The sequence below is a fragment of the Tritonibacter scottomollicae genome (genome assembly GCF_003003215.1).
GTDB lineage: Bacteria > Pseudomonadota > Alphaproteobacteria > Rhodobacterales > Rhodobacteraceae > Epibacterium > Epibacterium scottomollicae.
On the sequence record NZ_PVUF01000008.1, the window covers coordinates 1 to 20,009 of the forward strand.

The following is a 20,009-nucleotide window of genomic DNA, read 5'->3' on the forward strand; positions in this document are numbered from 1 at the left end:
GCAAGAGGCGTGCCACCGATGGCATAGGTAATGGTTGGCGTGGTGCCGCTGTTGTCCGTGACCGACCCCAGCGACGTGACATCTAGCATCGCGGTATTTGTGCCAGCATCGGTGGACGCGGATTGAGCACCGGGGGCTGTGATCACCGGCACTTCGCCATCCGTCACGGTAACCGTAAAGCTCTGCTGCACCGCCGCATTGCCCGCTCCGTCAGAGGCATCCATCGTCACCGTGGTCATCCCCATCGGAAAGGCATGAGCCCCGGCAAGAGGCGTGCCACCGATGGCATAGGTAATGGTTGGCGTGGTGCCGCTGTTGTCCGTGACCGACCCCAGCGACGTGACATCCAGCGTCGCGGTGTTTGCGCCAGCATCGGTGGACGCGGATTGAGCACCGGGGGCTGTGATCACCGGCACTTCGCCATCCGTCACGGTGACCGTAAAGCTCTGCTGCACCGCCGCATTGCCCGCCCCGTCAGAGGCATCCATCGTCACCGTGGTCACCCCCATCGGAAAGGCATAGGCCCCGGCAAGGGGCGTGCCGCCAATGGCATAGGTAATGGCTGGCGTGGTGCCGCTATTGTCCGTGACCGACCCCAGCGACGTGACATCCAGCGTCGCGGTATTTGCTCCAGTATCCGTGGACGCGGATTGAGCACCGGGTGTTGTGATTACCGGCGGCTCTGTGTCGGTGACGCTTATTGAGATATTTAGTGTACCTTCGGTGTAGAACGGAGAAGACGCTGGCCCGGTCGCAACAGCATTGCAGGTTCCGACACCCACCATATTCAGTGTTAACCCAGACGCCGTACACACGCTGGATGTATTGCTGGCCAATGAGGGCGTCACCCCAGACGGTGTCACCAACGCAAGCGGGACAGAGCTGCCTTCAGCTGCCGTGGTCGGTGCGCTACCACTTGAGAAATACGGTGTGTTGGGGCTCGGATCGGCGGCGGACACGTTGTAATACAACGTGATCGAGCTTCCCGTCGTGAGCGTAATGGTACCCGCCGCCGTCACCGATGTGTCACCCGCTGTTGTGGTATAAGTGCCGGTGCAGGTAATGGTCGAATTGAGACCAGCACTTGTGGGAGAGCAGCTAAGCATCGGCCCGACACTATTGGATACATTCACTGCCGAGACCGAGGAGTTGTTGGTATTTATTGCCACCGTAAAGGTAATCGTCTCACCAGATCCGGAAAAATTACTCGGTGAAGCTGTCTCGCTGTCTATGTACTGTGCCTGAGCAGACGCGCTAAAAATGAGCACGACCCACAATGCTGCCAACTGACTAACGCGCCAGAACGATTGAAAAATCGACATTGATAAATTCACTTATTGTCCTCACCTGAAATCATGCAAGAGTGGCGTGTTGTTTGAGTTGAGCAATAAAAGCCCCAGTGCCGCTTGCCTGCTGATCGTGTTTCATTTTGTGCGTTGGCTCTCTCCCATGACCGATCCGGCACGCTGCATTCGCACACAGCGTTTGGTGGTCCTTGACCAGAGCGGTCGCGCGCAATGGTTCTGAGGAGAGCATTAGAGATCGGCTTGAGAACAGGGCCGCAAGCCTGAAGGCGACCCAAGGCTCCACCTGCGAAGATGCCTTGATCCCAAAACCGAGTATGAATCTTAATTCCGTCCAAACTGACAACCCTGCAAAGCATATGGATCCGCCAATAGCGGAAGCACAAACCAAACAGCCTGTTGTCTGCGCCGACACGGATCTCTCCGCAGGATCATCCCAAGGGTCAGCATCTATGTGGTGCGGCTAATTTTACACCACGTCTTCTCAGACTGGTGTCAGAAAAGCCAAACAGCGTAGGCTATGTCAAAACTGTGGCATCAAAAATTTTCTGACAGTTTTTCGGAGCTGCATTTTTGCAACATGAAAGCTATTCAGAATAATTTGACCGAAAGTAGCCGCATATACAGCACTGAGCTAGCCCACTATGAGCGTGCATCAGCGATGAACTTGGCGTTCTTTGAGTTTCCGCTAATGGGATGTACCGGCTGCTTCACCCAGCAGGTTAGGCTGAGCCTATTTCACCTGCAGATAGGAGAAGTAGCATGGCGAAGACAGATTTTGACGAGTTGATGTCGATTGGAATCGATATCGGCAAAGATACGTTCCACCTTGTTGGCTTTGACCACGATGGGCAGCGTGTCCTGCGCAAACAGATCAAGCGATTGGCGTTGGTAGCAACATTCGAGAAGCTGCCGCGCTGTATTGTCGGCATGGAGGCGTGTTTGAGCGCCCATTTTGTCAGCCGCACATTACGGCAGATGGGGTTCGAACCTCGGATTATTCCTGCGATCTATGTGAAACCTTTCACCAAGGGTCAGAAGAATGACTACAACGATGCAGAAGCTATTGCCGAGGCGGCGCTTCGGCCCAACCCGCAAACCGTTTCCGAGAAGAGCAAGGATCAGCTTGATCTACAAGCTCTACATCGCGTCCGGTCGCGGCTTGTGTCTCGCCGGACAGCGACCATCAATCAGATCCGCGCCTTCTTGATTGAACAGGGCATCACTGTTCGCAAAGGTCTGCGCGCTTTGAGGAACTCGTTCGAGGCGATCCTCGAAGAGCGTAAAGGCGAGATATCGCCGCGAATGCGCTCGATTTTGATCGGCCTTTACGGCGATTGGGTGTGGATGGACGACCGCATCGACAAGGTGTCGGCAGAGATCGAAGAAATTAGTCGAACCGAAGAGAACTGCGTCAACGTCATGTCGGTGCCGGGCATCGGCCCGATGATCTCGACGGCGATGGTTGCAGCGATCGGTGAAGGAGAAGCGTTTGATCGCGGGCGCGACTTTGCGGCGTGGGTGGGTTTGGTCCCCAGGCAATACAGCACCGGAGGACGAATGGTCCTTGGACGCATATCGAAGCGCGGCAGCAGGTATCTGAGGATGCTGTTCGTTCAAGCGGCGAAGATCATCATGATGCGACCGCATCGTTGGCCGGACTTCAGCTTCGGTGCTTGGCTGGCACGAGCTTGCGAACGCATGCATCGCAACAAGGCCGCCGTCGCCCTCGCAAACAAGTTGGCGCGGATGGCCTGGAGCATTCTGAGACACAAAACGGTGTTTGATGCGTCGAGAGATGAGGTTGCCATCGGCATTTAGCGTCCCAAGGCAATCCAAAGGAGTTCGCGATAGATCGAAAGCATGGAACGGAAATAATACGCCCCCAGAATCTGACAGCCCGAATGGTCATAGTCGACCTGTCCGCTAATGAGATCACGGCGCGTGCGTAACCCCAACAAGGCCACGACCCGCGTGTCGACCAACAGGCCGGATACATATCTGCGACTTCCGAGAACATGCCAGAAATCATTTGCGAATAGCAGCCGGTACATACATTGGGCTGGCTGCCGGCATCTGAGGACCGGGACCAGATGCCGGCGCTCCGCAACTCTGCTGCCGCATCGCCGTAAGTCGGCTCGGAGCTCTCAATGCGGGTTAACTCAGGCACCAGTTTTGCTGCGAGCTCTCTGCCATCGAGCAATATCCCCCAGGATTTCAATTAGCTGGCTTCCGTCAGGTGACAGGGAGTACCGGGTGCCGCCAGCCGAGCGTTCGACAAGACGATCTTTCTCAAGTTCGCGCAACGCTCGGACACACACCCTTCGGTCCGCCACGGCGAGACGACCTTGCAGAGCTGGTATATCACTCTCAGTTTCCGAAAGCGCCATAAGGATAGATGCTTTCCACTGTCCTCGAATGGCTTGCATACCAACCGCAAGATCACACCATTGATGCAGGTTCGCGCGATTTCGCTCTTGTGTCGTGGTGGGCGTATGAGACCTTCTGTCAAAATTGTCAGGCTTGTTCATGGGGCCTCAGGGCTGAATACCGATCTCTCGTAATATGGAGACGAGAGTATGACTGAGCAACTATTTGTCGGGTTTCACCATTTTGCCCTGCGCACCCCAGATTTGCAGCGTTCGATCACGTTCTACAAAGCGTTAGGTTTCCGGCAAGTGCATGAGTGGGCATTGCCCGATTATGGGATTGAGCGTGCTGTCATGATGCAAGCCGCTGATACTAGAAGCTGGATCGAGATTTTCGATCTAGAGGCAGGTATCCCGATGCAGGGCCTAGGTGCAAAAGCTGCCCAAGCTATCGCGACCGGCGCACTCGCGCATATCTGCCTGACGGTCACTGACTTGACGAACGCATGCGCGCAGATCCTAGACGCGGGCGCGACGCATCTGTATGGCCCTGAAACTCTGAGACTTGGCCAGCCTGAGGTGAGCGTAGAAAACGCGATCTTTGAAGGTCCGGCTGGGGAAGTGATTGAACTACTGCAGCATGTTCGTTTTCCGGGTGATCTGCCGAATGCCTTCTGCCAGCTGTAGGATCACACGGCCCGCGCAAAAAAAGGGCAGAGACCGAGAGATGGTCCATGTCCTGTCATTGGTCTTTCAGCACAATGAGGAAGACATCCTGAGCGCAGTGGAACGGGCGCTGGAAGCGGGTGTGCCAACTAAAACGCATATCCTGAACCTGGCTCACATCGATTGATTGCTCGCAAACCGACAGCCCCCCGAGGTCGATCTGCCTGACGTACTCGCATTGCAAACAACTCCAGAAGCAAACGTAGATCGCCATGACGGACTGAGACAGGCCGGGGGAGGCGCCATGCGTCATGACCCAGCTCTGATGCATCAAAGCAGGCACCAGATCAAATTACACGCTGCAGCTGATTAATGCTCTGATATGGCCGATTATTAAAATTGCGAGCACGGGCGGCAACGCGCGCCAGCCCCTCTCACGTCGCAACGGCTTGCGCTGCCGGAGCCTTCGTGGGCAACGCCCGCCCTGCGCGCGGAAAAACATAATGCGGAAAAGGCTTTGCAAATCGAGCGGCACTTCCCTACCGGCCACGCATCACATTCACGCTTTGGCAACTGTTGCGCAGTTAAAGCTCAGATCCATTGAACGTAGAACGCACAGTTTCGGGCGAAGGATGAATTATGAAACAAGATATTCTTTGGCGGGCAAGAACCGCTTTGGTTGCTGGACTATCAGCCGTGTCGCTGATGGCCCCAACGATCAGCCACGGGTATACTGATGCGGATTACGTGGACGAGACTGTACAGATAGGGCCAAGTTGCAATGCGCGAATGGTTGTGTCTGCGAGCTATTCAATAGTTAAATTTGATTATTCGGGCGAAAATGTAGCGGGCTCATCGTATTTTCTAGGGGACAACCAAACAGATTGGCATCTTGGTATTAACACCACTTCCCTTGCAGCCTGCCTTGACACGCCCGAGGGCAACATTTCCAACCTCGCGCAAAACGGTGCGGAAGGTACGTTTGCGACGGATACCTATATGGGGTTTTCCTTCACACTAGCGACACCGACTTCCTATCTGAGTGCCGGGAACCATGAGTTCTCGTCAAACGGAAGTGCCCCGGATACGGAAGCCCCGGTGTTGACCGCCCCCAGTGCGCAGACCTCCGGCACCGATAGTGAAGCAGCGACCGCCTCCATCGATGTGACCAGCCTCGGCTCTGTCAGTGACAACGTCGATAGCAGCCTCTCAATCACCTACAAGGTCGGCGGCACCACGCTGACCGGCGCCTATGACTTCCCCGTGGGCGAGACCACCGTCACCATGGATGCGCAGGACGCCGCGGGCAATGCCGCCACGCAAGTCAGCTTTACCGTCACCGTCAGTGATGATGAGGCCCCAGCTCTGACCGCCCCCAGTGCGCAGACCTCCGGCACCGATAGTGAAGCAGCAACCGCCTCCATCGATGTGACCGGCCTTGGCTCTGTCAGTGACAACGTCGATAGCAGCCTCTCAATCACCTACAAGGTCGGCGGCACCACTCTGACCGGTGCCTATGACTTCCCTGTGGGCGAGACCACTGTCACCATGGAAGCGCAAGACGCCGCGGGCAATGCTGCCACGCAAGTCAGCTTTACCGTCACCGTCAGCGACGCGGATACGCCGGTGCTGACCGCGCCGAATGCGCAAACCGCCCAAACCGACGAGGGCGCCGACACGGCCTCCATCGATGTGACCGGCCTTGGCTCTGTCAGTGATAACGTCGATAGCAGCCTGACAATCACCTATAAGGTCGGCGACACCACGCTGACCGGCGCCTATGACTTCCCCGTGGGCGAGACCACCGTCACCATGGATGCGCAGGACGCCGCGGGCAATGCCGCCACGCAAGTCAGCTTTACCGTCACCGTCACAGACGCGGATACGCCGGTGCTGACCGCGCCCAATGCGCAAACCGCCCAAACCGACGAGGGTGCTGACACGGCCTCCATCGATGTGACCGGCCTTGGCTCTGTCAGTGACAACGTCGATAGCAGCCTCTCAATCACCTATAAGGTCGGCGGCACCTCTCTGAACGGCGCCTATGACTTCCCCGTGGGTGAGACCACCGTCACCATGGATGCGCAGGACGCCGCGGGCAATGCCGCCACGCAAGTCAGCTTTACCGTCACCGTCACAGACGCGGATACGCCGGTGCTGACCGCGCCCAATGCGCAAACCGCCCAAACCGACGAGGGTGCTGACACGGCCTCCATCGATGTGACCGGCCTTGGCTCTGTCAGTGACAACGTCGATAGCAGTCTGACAATCACCTATAAGGTCGGCGGCACCACCCTGACCGGCGCCTATGACTTCCCTGTGGGCGAGACCACCGTCACCATGGATGCGCAGGACGCCGCGGGCAATGCCGCCACGCAAGTCAGCTTTACCGTCACCGTCACGGACGCCACTCCGCCGCCCGTTCCGACAGTGGCCAATGTCGAGGTCAACGAGGACCGCACCCTTACGGTCACCGGCACCACAGAGCCCGGAGCGACGGTCACGGTGACCTTCCCCGATGGCAGTACGTCTAGGACTGTGGCCTCGGGCGGGTCCTCAAACAGGACCAGCAACCGAGCACGCCTGCAAGCTATGAGCAATGCCGCAACCGTTGGCACCTTCTCCGTCGTGTCGGCCGCGCCCCAAACCAGCGGCGATGTGACCGTTACCGCGACCGACGCCAATGGCAATACCTCTGGTGCAAGTGTGGTGGTCGTCGATGCAACCTCGCCCGATGTCGTGATCAGCGGTGCCCCGGAGAGATTGGCGCATCGAGCGCGCTTTGACGTCACCATCACATTTACCGAAAGCGTGACCGGCTTCGCCGCCAGCGATATCACTGCCGGAAATGCCTCAGTCACCGGCCTGAGCGGTAGCGGCGCGGTCTACACCGCCACCATCGCCTCCGCAGGGACAGGCGACGTCAGCCTCTCGGTTGCCGCCGGGGCGGCGGCGGATGCGGCGGGCAATCTCACCACTGCCTCCAACACGCTGGTTGTTGCAGATACAACCGTGGAGCAGACGCAAAAGACGATCGCAAGCTTCCTGTTTAGCCGGGCCAACCAACTGATCGCCAACCAACCCAACCTGACCCGTTTACTGACTGGCGCGGATGGCACGTTTGATGTGTCCGTTACTCGCGGGATGGGCCATTTCAATTTTGCGTCTAAGGGCAACAGAAACAGCTGGTTCCGTTTGAAGGGCGCCTGGTCCGAGGATGGCACCGCCGAAAGCCGATCGGCATTTGGCGCCCTGGGCGGCCACATACACCTGCAAGAATCTGTCCTCTTGGGTGCCATGCTGCAATTCGACCACCTGTCGCAGGACGATGGCGACGCCAGAATTGAGGGCACGGGCTGGTTGGTCGGTCCCTATGTGGTGGCAAAACTGCCCGATGATCCGCTCTATTTCGAGGGTCGCCTGCTCTATGGTCAGTCTTCAAACACCGTATCACCCTTTGGCACCTATGAAGATGATTTCGATACCTCACGCCTGTTGGCGCAAGTCAGGGTGACCGGTGACTACGCCTATAAAGAAGCGGTGCTAAGCCCCTATCTGAACGCCGCGTACCTCAAGGACGATCAGGACGCCTATACCGACAGCCTCGGCAATCTGATCGGCGCCCAGAGCATCACACTGAGGCAGATTGCCCTCGGCCTTGACGCGAGCCGCTCGCTTCCGGTCGTCAACGGCGTGCTGATGCTACAGGGCGGGATCTCAGGGATTTGGTCCTCTACCGGCGGTACCGCGGTGGCTGAGACGGTTTTGCCGGGCTACGCCGGCTGGCGCGGCAAGGTTGATGCGGGCCTACGCTATGAGAGTGCTCGCCACGGCACCCTCACAGCCACTGCATTTGTCGATGGGGTAGGTGCATCGGACTTTGAAAGCTACGGCTTGAGCGTGGAGTATTCCCTAGCGTTCTAAGTCGCCATTGCCTCAATTCGCAGTACAAGCGCCCTCCGCTTCACAGGCGGAGGGCGTTGCTGTGGTAAGAGCGCAAATCGGCACAGAGAACTGGGGCGGAATCGGATCACCGGCACGAGGATTTTCAATTTTCCTAGGTTTCTATTCATCTTGTACCAAGCCTTCGCAGCCCGACGGGCGCTGTTGCACAAATCAGCTAACAGCCAGAGTTCCCCTTTCCCCGGACACACTTATCCTAGGGCCAAGGTGACAGGGATGCCGAGGGCGGTGAAGCGGTTCATGACCGCCGCACGGATCTGAACTTCGGCGACCTGGCGGTCGAAGTCCCGTGACACTAACCTCTGGCCGAGCAGCTTCACGCAGTTCATTTTCGTCTCCACCCTGCTGCTGCGGTGATATCCGCTCCAGTTTCGCCACAGCGCCCGACCCAAGTGCTTTGACGCTCGCAGGATCTCGTTTCGCGCCCGGGCTCCGGCCGTGTCCGGCTTCCAAGGCCTCGCAGTCCGCCTCGGCGGAATGACCGCCGCCGCGCCGCGGGCTGGGCAAGCAGGTCCGGCAGCATCGGCGCGTCGCCGATGTTGCTGGAGGTGACCTCGACCGCCCGGATCTCCAATGTTTCCTCGTCGATCCCGAGGTGGATCTTGCGCCAAACCCTGCGTCGCGAGCCACCCATTGCCCGGCAACATATGCTTGCATGTGTGAGAGGGATGCTTGCGCGTGTGCCACTCGCCTTCACCTTCCACCTTGATGCCGGTGCTGTCGACGAGCAGGTGAAGCGCGCCCTTGGAGCCCCGATACGGGATGCTGACGTCCAAGGCCTTTTGGCGACGCGACAGGGTGCTGAAGTCAGGCACGGACCAGCCAAGGCCGGACAGTTCCAGCAGGCTCGCAACGAACCCTGTCGCCGGGCGGAGTGGCAGCCCGAGGAGGACCTTGAGGGTCAGGCAGGCCTGGATCGCGGCGTCGCTATAGGACTGCTGGCGTCCGCGCCGCCCGGACGGCAGCGCCTGCCACTGCATAGAGGGGTCGAACCAGACGGTCAGCGTACCGCGCTGCCTCAGCGCCTGATTGTAGCTCTTCCAGTTGGTCGTCTTGTATGTCGTCTTCGGAGGTCTGCTAATGCTGCACAGCTAGCATGCTGCATTCACGAGATGAATCCCCAGGGTTTTGCGCAACAACGCCGCTATCATCGCAAGACTGGCCACAAAGTAGATCTGGAAAAGGCTCCGCTTGGTTCTGCTGAGTTTTTTGCGGAATGCGCCCGCATTACGGCCCTATCCGAAGCGATGAAGGCTCAAGCTCCGAAGCCGGGAACGCTTGGCGGGTTGGTCAGCGCCTACTTTCGCACCGAGCATTTCGGCAACCTCGCTGACGCCACGAAACGGGATTATCGCAAATGTGCTGATTTTCTGCACCCGATCCGCGACACGCCGGTTTCCGCAATCACAACACCCCTTGTTGCTGGCATCCACGACAAAGCAGCGGGCAAAATTGGATGGCGTCGCGCCAACATGGTCCGCACGTTTATGAGCCCAGTTTTCCGCTATGCGGTTCCGAAAGGGTTGATTGAACGGGACTTTGCTTCGGGCGTCATTCCGAAGCCGCGTCCGAAAGATCGCCCCTATGCAAACCGCCCTTGGTCAGTCGCCGAGCGGGCTGTTGTGCTTGACCGTGCGGCGCCTCATGTCCGTGTGGCGGTTGCACTTATCATGAACACCGGCCTTGACCCCTCAGACGCTCTCAAGCTGACCCGAAACCAAATCGAAGGCAATACGATTTGGGGCGTTCGCGGAAAGACTGAACATGAAGTCGCAATTCCAATCGGCCCGACCTTGCAGGCGGCTCTGGACGCAGCGCCCGCCCATGATGCTGTAACGATTCTGGCAACGTCCACCGGCACGCCGTGGACCTACAATGGCTTTTCGACCGTTTGGCACCGCTTCAAGAAAAAGCTGGAAGCCAAAGGCGTTGTGGAACCCGGCCTGACCCTCAAGGGGCTGCGGCACACAGTGGCGACCACGTTGCGCGAAGCAGGGCTGGAAGAACGCCAGATTGCCGATCTGCTGGGACAGAAAACCCCGTCGATGGCTCGCCACTATTCCCGCTCAGCAAACCTCGCAGATCGCAACCGGATCACGATGGAAACGCTGGAACAAGAAAACGAACGGCGATCACAAGTTGTCAAACCATTCGCCAAAACCGTCAAACCATGAAGGGCTTGAAGATGATTGACCTGCAAAATCAGGGTTTTGAATGGTGCCGGGGGCGGCTCCGCAAAGAAGCGGTAACAGCTTGATATGTTTTGGTAATCTAAATGTGATTTTCTCACGTACCCCAGAAGCTACCCCACATCGGAGTTTTGCCCTCGGTTCGATGCCTTTTGGTGGCACTTTCGGCGTCCGCGCGCCCGATTTGTTCGTTGGAGCTAATCTACCATCACGCATAATGCGTTGCAATCTGTCGCGTCGCTCGAAGCGCCTCGGCTTTAAGTTTTCGAAGCCAAGAATTACCGATAGATAGCTTCTTAGGTTTGTTTGCCTTCGACTGCACCAGCAGCCTTTGGCGCGATAGAAATCTATGACACTTTTCGCGGTTTAGGCGTGCTGCATCTTGCGCTGTAGCAAGCGTTAATGAACCTGATAAGGGGTGAGCAGAGAGCTAGGTTCACGGCCGACTCGGAGCTATTCGATTTGATCTCGTCAAAGCTCGTGACGCATGAGCAGGCGCGCGCTGCGTTGCAAACGGTGTAAGCGTAACTTACAAATTACGCCATGGCGTAAAATGCCGTTATTTGCGTTGTAGCGTAACTTGTTTTCATTTACGCTACGCCGTAAAGGGAGCCGCATCATGGATTTTACAGCACGAACGGCCGAACAGATAGGAGAGGCGCTCCGTCGGACGCGCAAAGCGCGCGGCTGGACCCAAAGCGATATCAGCGCGCGCACGAATTTGCGCGTCGCGACGATCTCGTCGCTCGAGAATGGCGACGCGGGAACCAAGCTCGCCACGGTGCTCGCTGTCATGGCGGCACTTGGGCTTGAGTTCCGATTGGTGGAGCGCGGTGGCTCGCTTGAGATCGAGGATATCTTCTGATGGCCAAACGCGGGCGTAGCGGCACGATGCAGGTGCTTCTGAATCGAAGGCTTGTGGGCGCTTTGCGCCTCGCGGGATCAGGCGCAATCAGCTTCACCTATGATCAGGACTGGCTGGCGTGGGAATATGCCATGCCCATCTCGCTGTCTCTGCCTTTGCGCGAAGACGCGCACCAAGGCGGCCCTGTCATTGCCTACCTGGAAAACCTGCTGCCGGACAATCAGGCGATCCGTGAACGCGTTGCCGCTCGGGTGCGTGCTGGCGGTACGGACGCATGGCACATGCTGGAGAAGATCGGGCGCGATTGCGTGGGGGCGCTGCAGTTCGTCTCGGGTGAGGTCCCCGAGGTTGGCTCCCTCGAGGGCGAGCCCGTGTCTGAGGCGCATATTGCCGATATGCTGCGCAACCTTGCGAGTGCTCCGCTTGGCTTGGATGAGGAAGACGACTTCCGCATTTCCATCGCAGGGGCGCAGGAGAAAACAGCGCTGCTGCGCCACAAAGGCGCGTGGATCCGTCCATCGGGTCTCACCCCCACGACACATATCCTCAAGACGCAGCTTGGCGTCCTGCCTGCAGGAGTCGACTTGTCCGACAGCGTCGAGAACGAATTTTTCTGCATGAGCTTTTGCCGCGCCATGGGCATGGATGTGGCTGAGGTCGAGATAGCAGATTTTGAAGACGTGCGGACCCTTATCGTGACGCGGTTTGATCGGCGCTGGACCAAAGATGGCCGCTTGATCCGCCTCCCGCAGGAAGACTTTTGCCAAGCGCTCACAGTCCCACCCAGCCAAAAATATCAAATGGATGGCGGGCCGGGGATAACCGAAGGCATCAGGTTGCTGGCGGGCAGTGATGACCCCGAGGCAGATCAACGCGCCTTCTTCCGCGCGCAGGTCCTGTTTTGGCTGTTGGGAGCGACCGACGGCCACGCCAAAAACTTCAGCATTGCATTGCGCCCTGGTGGTTTCCGTATGACCCCGCTTTATGACGTGCTGAGCGCACAAAAAGCTGTGGATGACGGTCAAATACGTCAGAACCGGATGCGCCTTGCGATGGCGGCCGACGGTCACTACCGGATCAACGAGGTTGTGCCGCGCCACTTCCTGCGGGCTGCAAAGGCGGCAGGATTTGGTGTGGCGCTAGCAGAAGAAGTATTGTCAGACATCGTGGCAGAGTCTGAACCTTCATTGAACAAGACACTAGCTGACCTGCCGGATGGGTTTCCACAGCCATTGGCGGAAGCTATTGTTGCTGGCGTCCGACGTCGGGCAGCTGCCTTTCATGCCGCATGATCCGCGTCATATTTCTCTTTTGTGGTCGCTACATCATATTTGAAGCCGTTTCAGTTTGCGTAGAAGCGCACCGGGCTTAAGTTCTTGAATGCAAGAAATGGCCTTAAACTCAGCCCAGCGCGAGCGGCGCCGGGAGAGGCGCGAATACATGAGACGGGCGATACGGATACTTCCCAAGCCCAATCCAGATCAGTCTATAGGTGTCCACAAATGACGCCAAAAAGCGGCAGCGGGCATTGTGAACTGGCAAAAACCTCTGCTACCTTTTTCACCAAGCATTTATTTGAAAGAACCTATTCGCATGGCGCAAAACTCCCGTTCCGCTGATCTCGACTTCGCCGCCGACCTTTTCAAAGCAGCCGACAAAATGCGTGGGGGCCTTGAACCGTCCGAATACAAACACGTCGCGCTGGGTCTGATCTTCCTCAAATATATCTCGGAAGCATTCCAGGCGATGCACGATCAGCTCGCCCAAGATGAGTTTGCCGATCCCGAGGACCCCGAAGAATACCTCGCCGAGAACGTCTTTTGGGTACCCGAGACCGCCCGCTGGTCCCACATCCAGAAAAACGCTCGCTCTGAAAACATCGGCAAGATCATCGACGACGCGATGGAGGCCATTGAGGCCGAGCCCACCAACGAAACCCTCAAAGGTGTTCTGCCAAAGAACTACGCCCGCCCCACGCTCGACAAAACCATGCTGGGCGAGCTGGTGGACCTCTTTTCCAACGTCCAAATGCACGACAGCGCCGACCGGGCACGTGACCTCTTGGGCCGGGTCTATGAGTACTTCATTTCCGGCTTTGCGAGCGCCGAGGGCAAGCGCGGCGGTGAGTTCTTTACGCCACGCTCGGTCGTTCGCACCCTCGTTGAAATGTTGGAGCCCTACCAAGGCCGCGTTTATGATCCTTGTTGCGGGTCGGGCGGTATGTTCATCCAGTCCGAGAAGTTCATCGCAGACCACGGCGGCAACCCGCTGAACCTCTCGGTCTATGGGCAAGAGATCAACCACACCACATGGCGACTGGCCAAGATGAACCTCGCCGTGCATGGCATCGACGCCGACATCGCCTGGGACAGTGCGGGCAGCTTTCACAAGGACGCGCATCCGGGGCTGAAGGCCGACTACATCCTCGCCAACCCGCCGTTCAACATCTCGGACTGGGGCGGTGAGCGGCTGTTGGAGGATGACCGTTGGCAATACGGCATCCCGCCCAAGGGCAACGCCAACTTCGGCTGGATACAGCACATCATCCATCACCTCGCGCCGCGCGGCCATGCGGGGGTGGTGCTGGCCAATGGCTCCATGTCCTCGCAAACCAGCGGCGAGGGCGAGATCAGAAAGCGCCTGATCGAGGAAGACCGTGTCGATTGTATGGTCGCCTTGCCGGGGCAGCTTTTCTATTCCACGCAAATTCCCGTCTGCCTGTGGATTTTGAGCCGCGACAAGAGCGCAAACGGGCTACGAGATCGGCGCGGAGAGGTGCTGTTCATCGACGCCCGCAACATGGGCCATATGGTGGACCGGGTGCGGCGTGAATTCTCGGACGAGGACATCGAGAGTATCGCAGGCACCTACCGGCGCTGGCGGGCGCGGCCTGAGACGCTGGAAGGGAAAGGCTGGGAGGCCTACGCGGACGAGCCGGGCTTCTGCAAATCCGAAGGACTGGAGACCATCCGCAAGTTCGACCACGTGCTGACGCCGGGGCGGTATGTCGGAGCGGCTGAGGATGAAGGTGAGAGTCGGTCATTTGAAGAACACTTCGCATCGCTAACTTCTGATCTGAAGGTGCACTTCAAACGCAAAGCCGACTTAGACGCCCAAATTGCTACAACGTTCGGGTTTTTAACCGATGACTGACGACAGCACCACGCTAGGCGAGTTCTGCGACCAATCCCGCAAGATCACCTATGGGATCGTCCAGCCCGGCAAAGCAACCTTAGACGGTGTTCCAATCATCAGGGTGAACAATTTCAGCGGACATTCACTTAACCTATCGGAAAAGCTCCAAGTTGCCCCTGAAGTAGAAGCCTCATATCAGCGTTCCCGGCCGAAGCCGGGAGACTTGCTCATCTCACTTGTTGGTTCAATCGGCCAAGTTGCCATTGCGCCACCAGAGATCGAAGGGTGGAACTTGGCGCGAGCAGTCGGACTTGTCCCATTCGATGACATCGCGAAGGCGCATTGGGCTGCTTACGCGATCCAGCTCAAGGAGAACCAGCGTTTCATCCGTCAAAGAGCTAACACTACTGTTCAAGCGACGTTCAACCTCAAAGACTTGGCCGAAATCCCAATTCCAAAGCCCGGCGATGACGTTGAAAATGCCGCTCTTAAAGTGTTGCGCATACTCGACGACAAAATCGAGCTTAACCGTCGGATGAGTGAGACGCTGGAAGAGATGGCGCGGGCGTTGTTTCGGGATTGGTTCGTCACCTTCGGCCCCACCCGCCGCCAGATGGAAGGCGCAACCGACGCGTGCGCCATCATGGGCCACGCCTTCCCCCCCGAAAAAGCCGCCACCCTCGTTCCCCTCTTCCCCGCCAAACTCGGAGACGACGGCCTGCCTGAGGGGTGGGAAATGCGCGACCTACGCTCAGCGCTTACTTTGAACTACGGAAAATCGCTCACCAAAAAGGCCCGCAATCCGGGGCCATTCAACGTCTTTGGGTCAGGCGGCATCTCGGGAACCCATGACGCCGCACTAGCTAAAGGCCCTTCGATAATCGTTGGTCGGAAGGGCACCGTCGGAAGCCTCTACTGGACGCGCGCGGACTTCTATGCAATCGACACGGTTTTCTATGTGACCTCGGATTACCCGATGGTATATTGCCACAGGCTCATCGAAACGCTGGGCCTTGAAACCATGAATACGGACGCGGCAGTGCCGGGCTTGAACCGCGACAACGCCTACCGTCAAGAGTTCGCGTTTGGCGGTGATGACTTGATCCACGCCTACGCCGAATTTGTCGGAACTCTGACGGAAAAGTCGGACGCAAACCAACAAGAAAACCAAACCCTCGCCGAAATGCGCGACCTCCTCCTGCCCAAATTCATGTCAGGCGAAATCCGCCTGAAAGGCGCGAGGATGATCGTTTGAAAACGCTCAAGAGTTTAGCGCAGCGGTTGAAGGTCGAGTGGCAATTGACCTATGCCTTTGGCGTAGAGTATTCAAAGCTTTGTCTAAATTCCCTGGCTCGCAAACGAGGAAAGCCGGAGCCGTACTCTGTTTCGAAGCTTTGGAGGAAACGCGGACACAAACCCGTGTTGGTCAAACAAGCTGGACGCCTGCACATCGAGTTCAATGCGCTTCCCAAGACGGTCCAAGCGGCTTCGATAGCCCTTTTGGCGTTGTTTCTGTTCCTTTTGATCTTCGGGGCGGGTTTTGATTGGGATGGCGTAACGACAGAACTGTGGGGCTTGCTGGCCGAAATCTTGGTGCTCGGTGTCGTAATTTTTTACATCAACGAGAAAAGCCAAGCGGCCCAGATCGTCGCAAGGCAACATGAGTCGATCTCGGACTTCAAGTATTGGAAGAGTGACGAGGCTAAGTTTCGGATTTTGGGCGCAATAAGGCGACTTCAGCATGCAGGGGTTTGGGTAGTCAATTTGGCAGGTGTGACGATGTCCGCAGTCAAATTGAAAGAACACGACATAAACAAGCTGGATGGATCACAACTTTCTGGAGGGCATTGGTCCGCGTCGATTGGAGTTCGGACGATATCGGATTTCGAAAAGGTTGATTTTTCGGATTGCTCCATGCGCGATGTGGTATTTTCCCAAGGCGATGGTATGGGCTTTCTTGGCACGCGGAGACACCAGAGGCCCCAAGCATTTTATACGGACTGCAATTTTTCGGAGTGCGACCTGCTGGGGGCATCGTTTGAGCAAGCAAAGCTAGCATATACCGAAGAACATCCAGCCGAGACCAGCGAGGTCGTCGACGAAGATGAATATGGAGAGCCCGTTTACGTCCAGTCTCACTATGGGGCCTTCTACAATGTTGAATTAAAAGATGTTTCATTCAAAGATGCTTGGCTGGAAAACGTAGATTTCCGTGACGCCCTTGATGTGGAAAAGGCAGATTTTTCGGGTGCAAGGGGAGTAGATAGCTGTTTATTCTCTGGTGATGCGATCAGACGAGCGGTTCTGAACAGTTCGCAGGTGGCATCATGAGCTTTACGGAAGACCTCGTCGAACAAGTCGCCCTTAGCATCTTGCAAGACCTCGGCTGGCGCTATGAAGACTCGATCTCGATAGCGCCGGATGGACCGAATAAGCGGCGGGTGTCCAATGGGGATGTGGTTCTGGGTGGGCTACTGGAGGACGCCGCGCGGCGGCTCAATCCCGATATCCCGGATGAGGCCCTGCAAAATGCCCTACGGCAAGTGCAGATCTCGGAGACCCCCTCTCTGATCGAGGAAAACCGCCGCATTCACAGGCTCTTGGTCGATGGCATCGACGTTGAATACCGCCGCCCCGATGGTTCTATCAAAGGCGACAAGGTGCGGCTGATCGACTTGGCCAACTCTGCGAACAACGACTTCATGGTGACGAACCAGTTTACCGTGGTTGAGGGCGGCTATAACCGGCGACCTGATGTGGTGGCCTTTGTAAATGGTTTGCCGCTGGTGGTCATCGAGCTGAAGAACGCCGCCAGTGAAAATGCGTCGATTACGGACGCGTATCATCAGCTCCAGACCTACAAGTCACAGATCCCCTCGCTCTTTCGCGCCAACGCTGCGCTGATTACCTCAGACGGGCTTCTCGCGCGCATTGGATCGCTGAGTGCTGGCGAAGACCGTTTTATGCCATGGCGCACGGTGACCGGCGCGCAGGACGATTTCACGCCGGAAGGCCCGAAAGAAATGGACACGCTGCTGCGGGGGGGGCTGCAGCCTGAACGGCTCTTGCAGTTGGTGCGCGACTTCACAGTGTTCGGTGACAAAGGCGACGGCGTTTTTAAGATCATTGGCGGTTATCACCAGTTTCACGGCGCGCGCAAAGCACTGGCAAGCGCCATTGACGCGGTTAGCATGGATGGTGACCGAAAGGTCGGTGTGATTTGGCACACCCAAGGCTCCGGCAAGAGTTTCTTGATGGCGTTCTTTGCTGGGCTTCTGGTGCGCGCCCCCGAGCTGCAGAATCCAACTATTCTGGTCGTCACTGACCGCAACGATTTGGACGATCAGCTCTATGGCACGTTCTCACTGTGTCGCGATTTGATCCGTCAAACTCCTGAGCAGATTGAGGACCGTGAAGACCTACGGCAGAAGTTGGACCGACAATCTGGCGGCGTGATCTTTTCAACGTTGCAGAAGTTCTCGCCCATGGCAGGGGAGGAAGACTTCCCGAAACTATCAGAGCGGCGAAACATCATCGTTATCGCGGATGAAGCGCACCGCAGTCAGTATGGATTTGACGCCAAGCTGAACACGGCGACGGGTGCGCGACGGTATGGATACGCGCATTATCTCCGCCAAGCCTTGCCCAACGCCTCCTTCGCGGGTTTCACAGGAACACCCATTGAAGCCACTGATGTTAATACGCCCGCTGTCTTCGGTGAGTATGTCGATATTTACGACATCAGTCGTGCGGTGGAGGATAAAGCGACAGTTCCAATCTTTTACGAAAGCCGCCTCGCACGTGTAGAATTGGAGCAAGACAAACTGCCCGAAATCGACGCCGCCGTTGATGCACTCTTTGATGATGAAACGCTTTTGGAGCAGGAAAAGGCCAAGTCAAACTGGAGTAGTGTCGAGCGCCTTGTGGGGGCCCCTCCGAGGCTTGAGAAGGTTGCACAGGACATTGTGAAACACTTCGAAGATCGCGTTGAGGGGATGGCCGGAAAAGGCATGATCGTTTGTATGAGCCGCGCTATCTGTGTGGATCTGTACGACAGGATTACAGCTCTTCGTCCAGGTTGGCATTCAGACGACGACAAGGAAGGTGCGGTCAAAATCGTGATGACCGGGTCGGCTTCTGATCCGTTGGATTGGCAACCGCACATTGGAAGCAAGGCTCGGCGTGATCTGCTGGCAAAACGGGCGCGTGATCCTGACGACCCGCTCAGGCTGGTTATCGTGCGCGATATGTGGCTGACGGGCTTTGATGCTCCGAGCATGCACACGATGTACATCGACAAGCCGATGCGCGGCCACGGTCTGATGCAGGCGATTGCTCGTGTGAACCGTGTATTCAAAGACAAACCAGGCGGCCTGGTGGTTGATTATATCGGCATCGGCCAAAACCTGAAGAAAGCGCTGCAAAACTACACTGCAACGGACCGTGACCAGACCGGTATTGACGAGGAAGAGGCAGTTGCGACGCTTCAGGAGCTTGTCGAGCGGTGCCAAGATTTCTTCTGTGGCTTTAACTATCAGGCCGGGATTGAAGGTGAACCTCAAGAGCGCCTGCAGGCACTTGCAGGGGCTATCGAGTGGGCTTTGGAAAAGCAAAAGGCGTGCTCAGACAAGGCAACCGATGATAAGGAAAAGAAGGTCGAGCTCAACTACTACGCTGATCTGGTGGCCAATCTTTCCAAGGCCTTTGCCCTAGCGTCTGCCAGCGACTACGCACAACGGGTGAAAGAAGAAGTGGGTTTCTTTCAAGCCGTGCGTGCCGCACTTTCCAAATCATCCCCAAAGACCGCAATGAGCAAGCGAGAGAAAGAGTTTGCCATCGGTCAACTCATATCAGATGCTATCGCCGATGCCAGCATCATCGATGTTCTGGCTGCGGCGGGTATCAAGACACCAGAAATTTCGGTGTTGTCTGAAGAGTTCTTAGCCGAGATACAGAATATGGAGCACAAAAACCTCGCACTAGAGGCGCTCAAGAAACTGTTGTCGGGTGAGATCAAAGCACGACAGCAGCGCAATGTTGTCGAGGCCAAGGCGTTCTCGGAGCGCTTGCAGGCTGCCGTTGCCCGGTATCATGCCAACGCGATTACAAGTCTTGAGATGATCCAAGAACTGATCGACATGGCCAAGGACATGAAGGCCTCAGCAGACCGTGGCGATGATCTTGGGCTGAATGAAGAGGAATTGGCATTCTACGACGCATTGGCTCAAAATCAGAGCGCGCTAGAGGTGCTTGGCAATGACGAGTTGCGACAGATTGCGCATGTGCTTGTCGAACAACTCCAGAAAAACGTGACCGTCGATTGGCAACGCAAAGAGAGCGCACGGGCGAAGTTGCGAGTTCTGGTTCGGCGCATATTGAAGAAATATGGCTACCCGCCCGATTTGGCCCCAGCAGCAATCAGTTTGGTGCTGAGCCAAGCTGAAACGCTCTTAAGTTGGCAGGCTCCGCAGTAACCGGCGGGGCTCCACGTTTAAGTTAGCCTTCGCCGTTGTTTCGA

The 20,009-nt window shown here is 57.0% G+C and carries 13 protein-coding genes and 1 pseudogene; 10 read left to right on the forward strand and 4 right to left on the reverse strand.

The features are described from left to right. On the reverse strand, positions 1-1,106 hold a 1,106-nt coding region (locus CLV89_RS22645), incomplete at its 3' end, for an HYR domain-containing protein (protein WP_207796930.1). Between the two features lie 960 nt (positions 1,107-2,066). Here CLV89_RS22645 and CLV89_RS13125 point away from each other — a divergent pair. Continuing rightward, the gene (locus tag CLV89_RS13125) at positions 2,067-3,125 is read left to right on the forward strand and encodes an IS110 family RNA-guided transposase (protein ID WP_106164133.1); all 1,059 of its coding nucleotides are present in this window, start codon (positions 2,067-2,069) and stop codon (positions 3,123-3,125) included. A 341-nt stretch (positions 3,126-3,466) separates the two neighbouring features. Here CLV89_RS13125 and CLV89_RS23230 read toward each other — a convergent pair whose 3' ends face one another. Next, a complete protein-coding gene (locus tag CLV89_RS23230) occupies positions 3,467-3,835 on the reverse strand; it encodes a winged helix-turn-helix transcriptional regulator (RefSeq protein ID WP_106164134.1) in 369 nt (122 codons plus the stop codon). A 48-nt stretch (positions 3,836-3,883) separates the two neighbouring features. Between CLV89_RS23230 and CLV89_RS13140 the strand changes: the two genes are divergently transcribed. Further along, on the forward strand, positions 3,884-4,360 hold the full coding sequence (locus CLV89_RS13140; protein ID WP_106164135.1) for a VOC family protein: 477 nt from the start codon (positions 3,884-3,886) through the stop codon (positions 4,358-4,360). A gap of 55 nt (positions 4,361-4,415) precedes the next feature. Here CLV89_RS13140 and CLV89_RS22775 read toward each other — a convergent pair whose 3' ends face one another. Then, a complete protein-coding gene (locus CLV89_RS22775) occupies positions 4,416-4,652 on the reverse strand; it encodes a hypothetical protein (RefSeq protein WP_207796931.1) in 237 nt (78 codons plus the stop codon). Between the two features lie 686 nt (positions 4,653-5,338). Between CLV89_RS22775 and CLV89_RS13150 the strand changes: the two genes are divergently transcribed. Beyond that, the gene (locus CLV89_RS13150; RefSeq protein WP_106164290.1) at positions 5,339-8,263 is read left to right on the forward strand and encodes an HYR domain-containing protein; all 2,925 of its coding nucleotides are present in this window, start codon (positions 5,339-5,341) and stop codon (positions 8,261-8,263) included. 230 nt (positions 8,264-8,493) lie between these two features. Here CLV89_RS13150 and CLV89_RS13155 read toward each other — a convergent pair. Continuing rightward, positions 8,494-9,384 (reverse strand): annotated as a pseudogene (locus tag CLV89_RS13155) (IS5 family transposase). Between the two features lie 405 nt (positions 9,385-9,789). Between CLV89_RS13155 and CLV89_RS22925 the strand changes: the two are divergent. The 7 genes from CLV89_RS22925 (at position 9,790) to CLV89_RS13190 (ending at position 19,965) form a co-directional block, all read left to right on the forward strand. Beyond that, positions 9,790-10,476: a tyrosine-type recombinase/integrase gene (locus CLV89_RS22925; RefSeq protein WP_279327913.1), complete on the forward strand. Its 687-nt coding sequence runs from the start codon at positions 9,790-9,792 to the stop codon at positions 10,474-10,476. Positions 10,477-11,110: 634 nt separating this feature from the next. After that, on the forward strand, positions 11,111-11,356 hold the full coding sequence (locus tag CLV89_RS13165; protein ID WP_106164137.1) for a helix-turn-helix domain-containing protein: 246 nt from the start codon (positions 11,111-11,113) through the stop codon (positions 11,354-11,356). After that, the gene (locus tag CLV89_RS13170; RefSeq protein WP_106164138.1) at positions 11,356-12,648 is read left to right on the forward strand and encodes a type II toxin-antitoxin system HipA family toxin; all 1,293 of its coding nucleotides are present in this window, start codon (positions 11,356-11,358) and stop codon (positions 12,646-12,648) included. The genes CLV89_RS13165 and CLV89_RS13170 overlap by 1 nt, the downstream gene beginning before the upstream one ends. A gap of 301 nt (positions 12,649-12,949) precedes the next feature. Further along, positions 12,950-14,509: a class I SAM-dependent DNA methyltransferase gene (locus CLV89_RS13175; protein ID WP_243395004.1), complete on the forward strand. Its 1,560-nt coding sequence runs from the start codon at positions 12,950-12,952 to the stop codon at positions 14,507-14,509. After that, complete coding sequence (locus CLV89_RS13180) at positions 14,502-15,746, forward strand: restriction endonuclease subunit S (RefSeq protein WP_106164139.1); 1,245 nt, start codon at positions 14,502-14,504, stop codon at positions 15,744-15,746. Before CLV89_RS13175 ends, CLV89_RS13180 begins: the two co-directional genes overlap by 8 nt. Then, positions 15,743-16,822, forward strand: coding sequence for a pentapeptide repeat-containing protein (locus CLV89_RS13185; RefSeq protein WP_106164140.1), 1,080 nt, complete (start codon positions 15,743-15,745; stop codon positions 16,820-16,822). Before CLV89_RS13180 ends, CLV89_RS13185 begins: the two co-directional genes overlap by 4 nt. Beyond that, positions 16,819-19,965 carry a type I restriction endonuclease subunit R gene (locus CLV89_RS13190; protein ID WP_106164141.1) on the forward strand — a complete coding sequence of 1,049 codons (3,147 nt, stop codon included), beginning with the start codon at positions 16,819-16,821 and terminating at the stop codon, positions 19,963-19,965. The genes CLV89_RS13185 and CLV89_RS13190 overlap by 4 nt, the downstream gene beginning before the upstream one ends. The last annotated feature ends 44 nt before the right edge of the window (positions 19,966-20,009 follow it).

Bases quoted from the DNA above. Each gene is read 5' to 3' on its own strand.
- CLV89_RS13125 (WP_106164133.1), top strand. From the start codon at position 2,067: ATGGCGAAGACAGATTTTGACGAGTTGATGTCGATTGGAATCGATATC.
- CLV89_RS23230 (WP_106164134.1), bottom strand. From the start codon at position 3,835: ATGAACAAGCCTGACAATTTTGACAGAAGGTCTCATACGCCCACCACG.
- CLV89_RS13140 (WP_106164135.1), top strand. From the start codon at position 3,884: ATGACTGAGCAACTATTTGTCGGGTTTCACCATTTTGCCCTGCGCACC.
- CLV89_RS22775 (WP_207796931.1), bottom strand. From the start codon at position 4,652: ATGACGCATGGCGCCTCCCCCGGCCTGTCTCAGTCCGTCATGGCGATC.
- CLV89_RS13150 (WP_106164290.1), top strand. From the start codon at position 5,339: ATGGGGTTTTCCTTCACACTAGCGACACCGACTTCCTATCTGAGTGCC.
- CLV89_RS22925 (WP_279327913.1), top strand. From the start codon at position 9,790: ATGAGCCCAGTTTTCCGCTATGCGGTTCCGAAAGGGTTGATTGAACGG.
- CLV89_RS13165 (WP_106164137.1), top strand. From the start codon at position 11,111: ATGGATTTTACAGCACGAACGGCCGAACAGATAGGAGAGGCGCTCCGT.
- CLV89_RS13170 (WP_106164138.1), top strand. From the start codon at position 11,356: ATGGCCAAACGCGGGCGTAGCGGCACGATGCAGGTGCTTCTGAATCGA.
- CLV89_RS13175 (WP_243395004.1), top strand. From the start codon at position 12,950: ATGGCGCAAAACTCCCGTTCCGCTGATCTCGACTTCGCCGCCGACCTT.
- CLV89_RS13180 (WP_106164139.1), top strand. From the start codon at position 14,502: ATGACTGACGACAGCACCACGCTAGGCGAGTTCTGCGACCAATCCCGC.
- CLV89_RS13190 (WP_106164141.1), top strand. From the start codon at position 16,819: ATGAGCTTTACGGAAGACCTCGTCGAACAAGTCGCCCTTAGCATCTTG.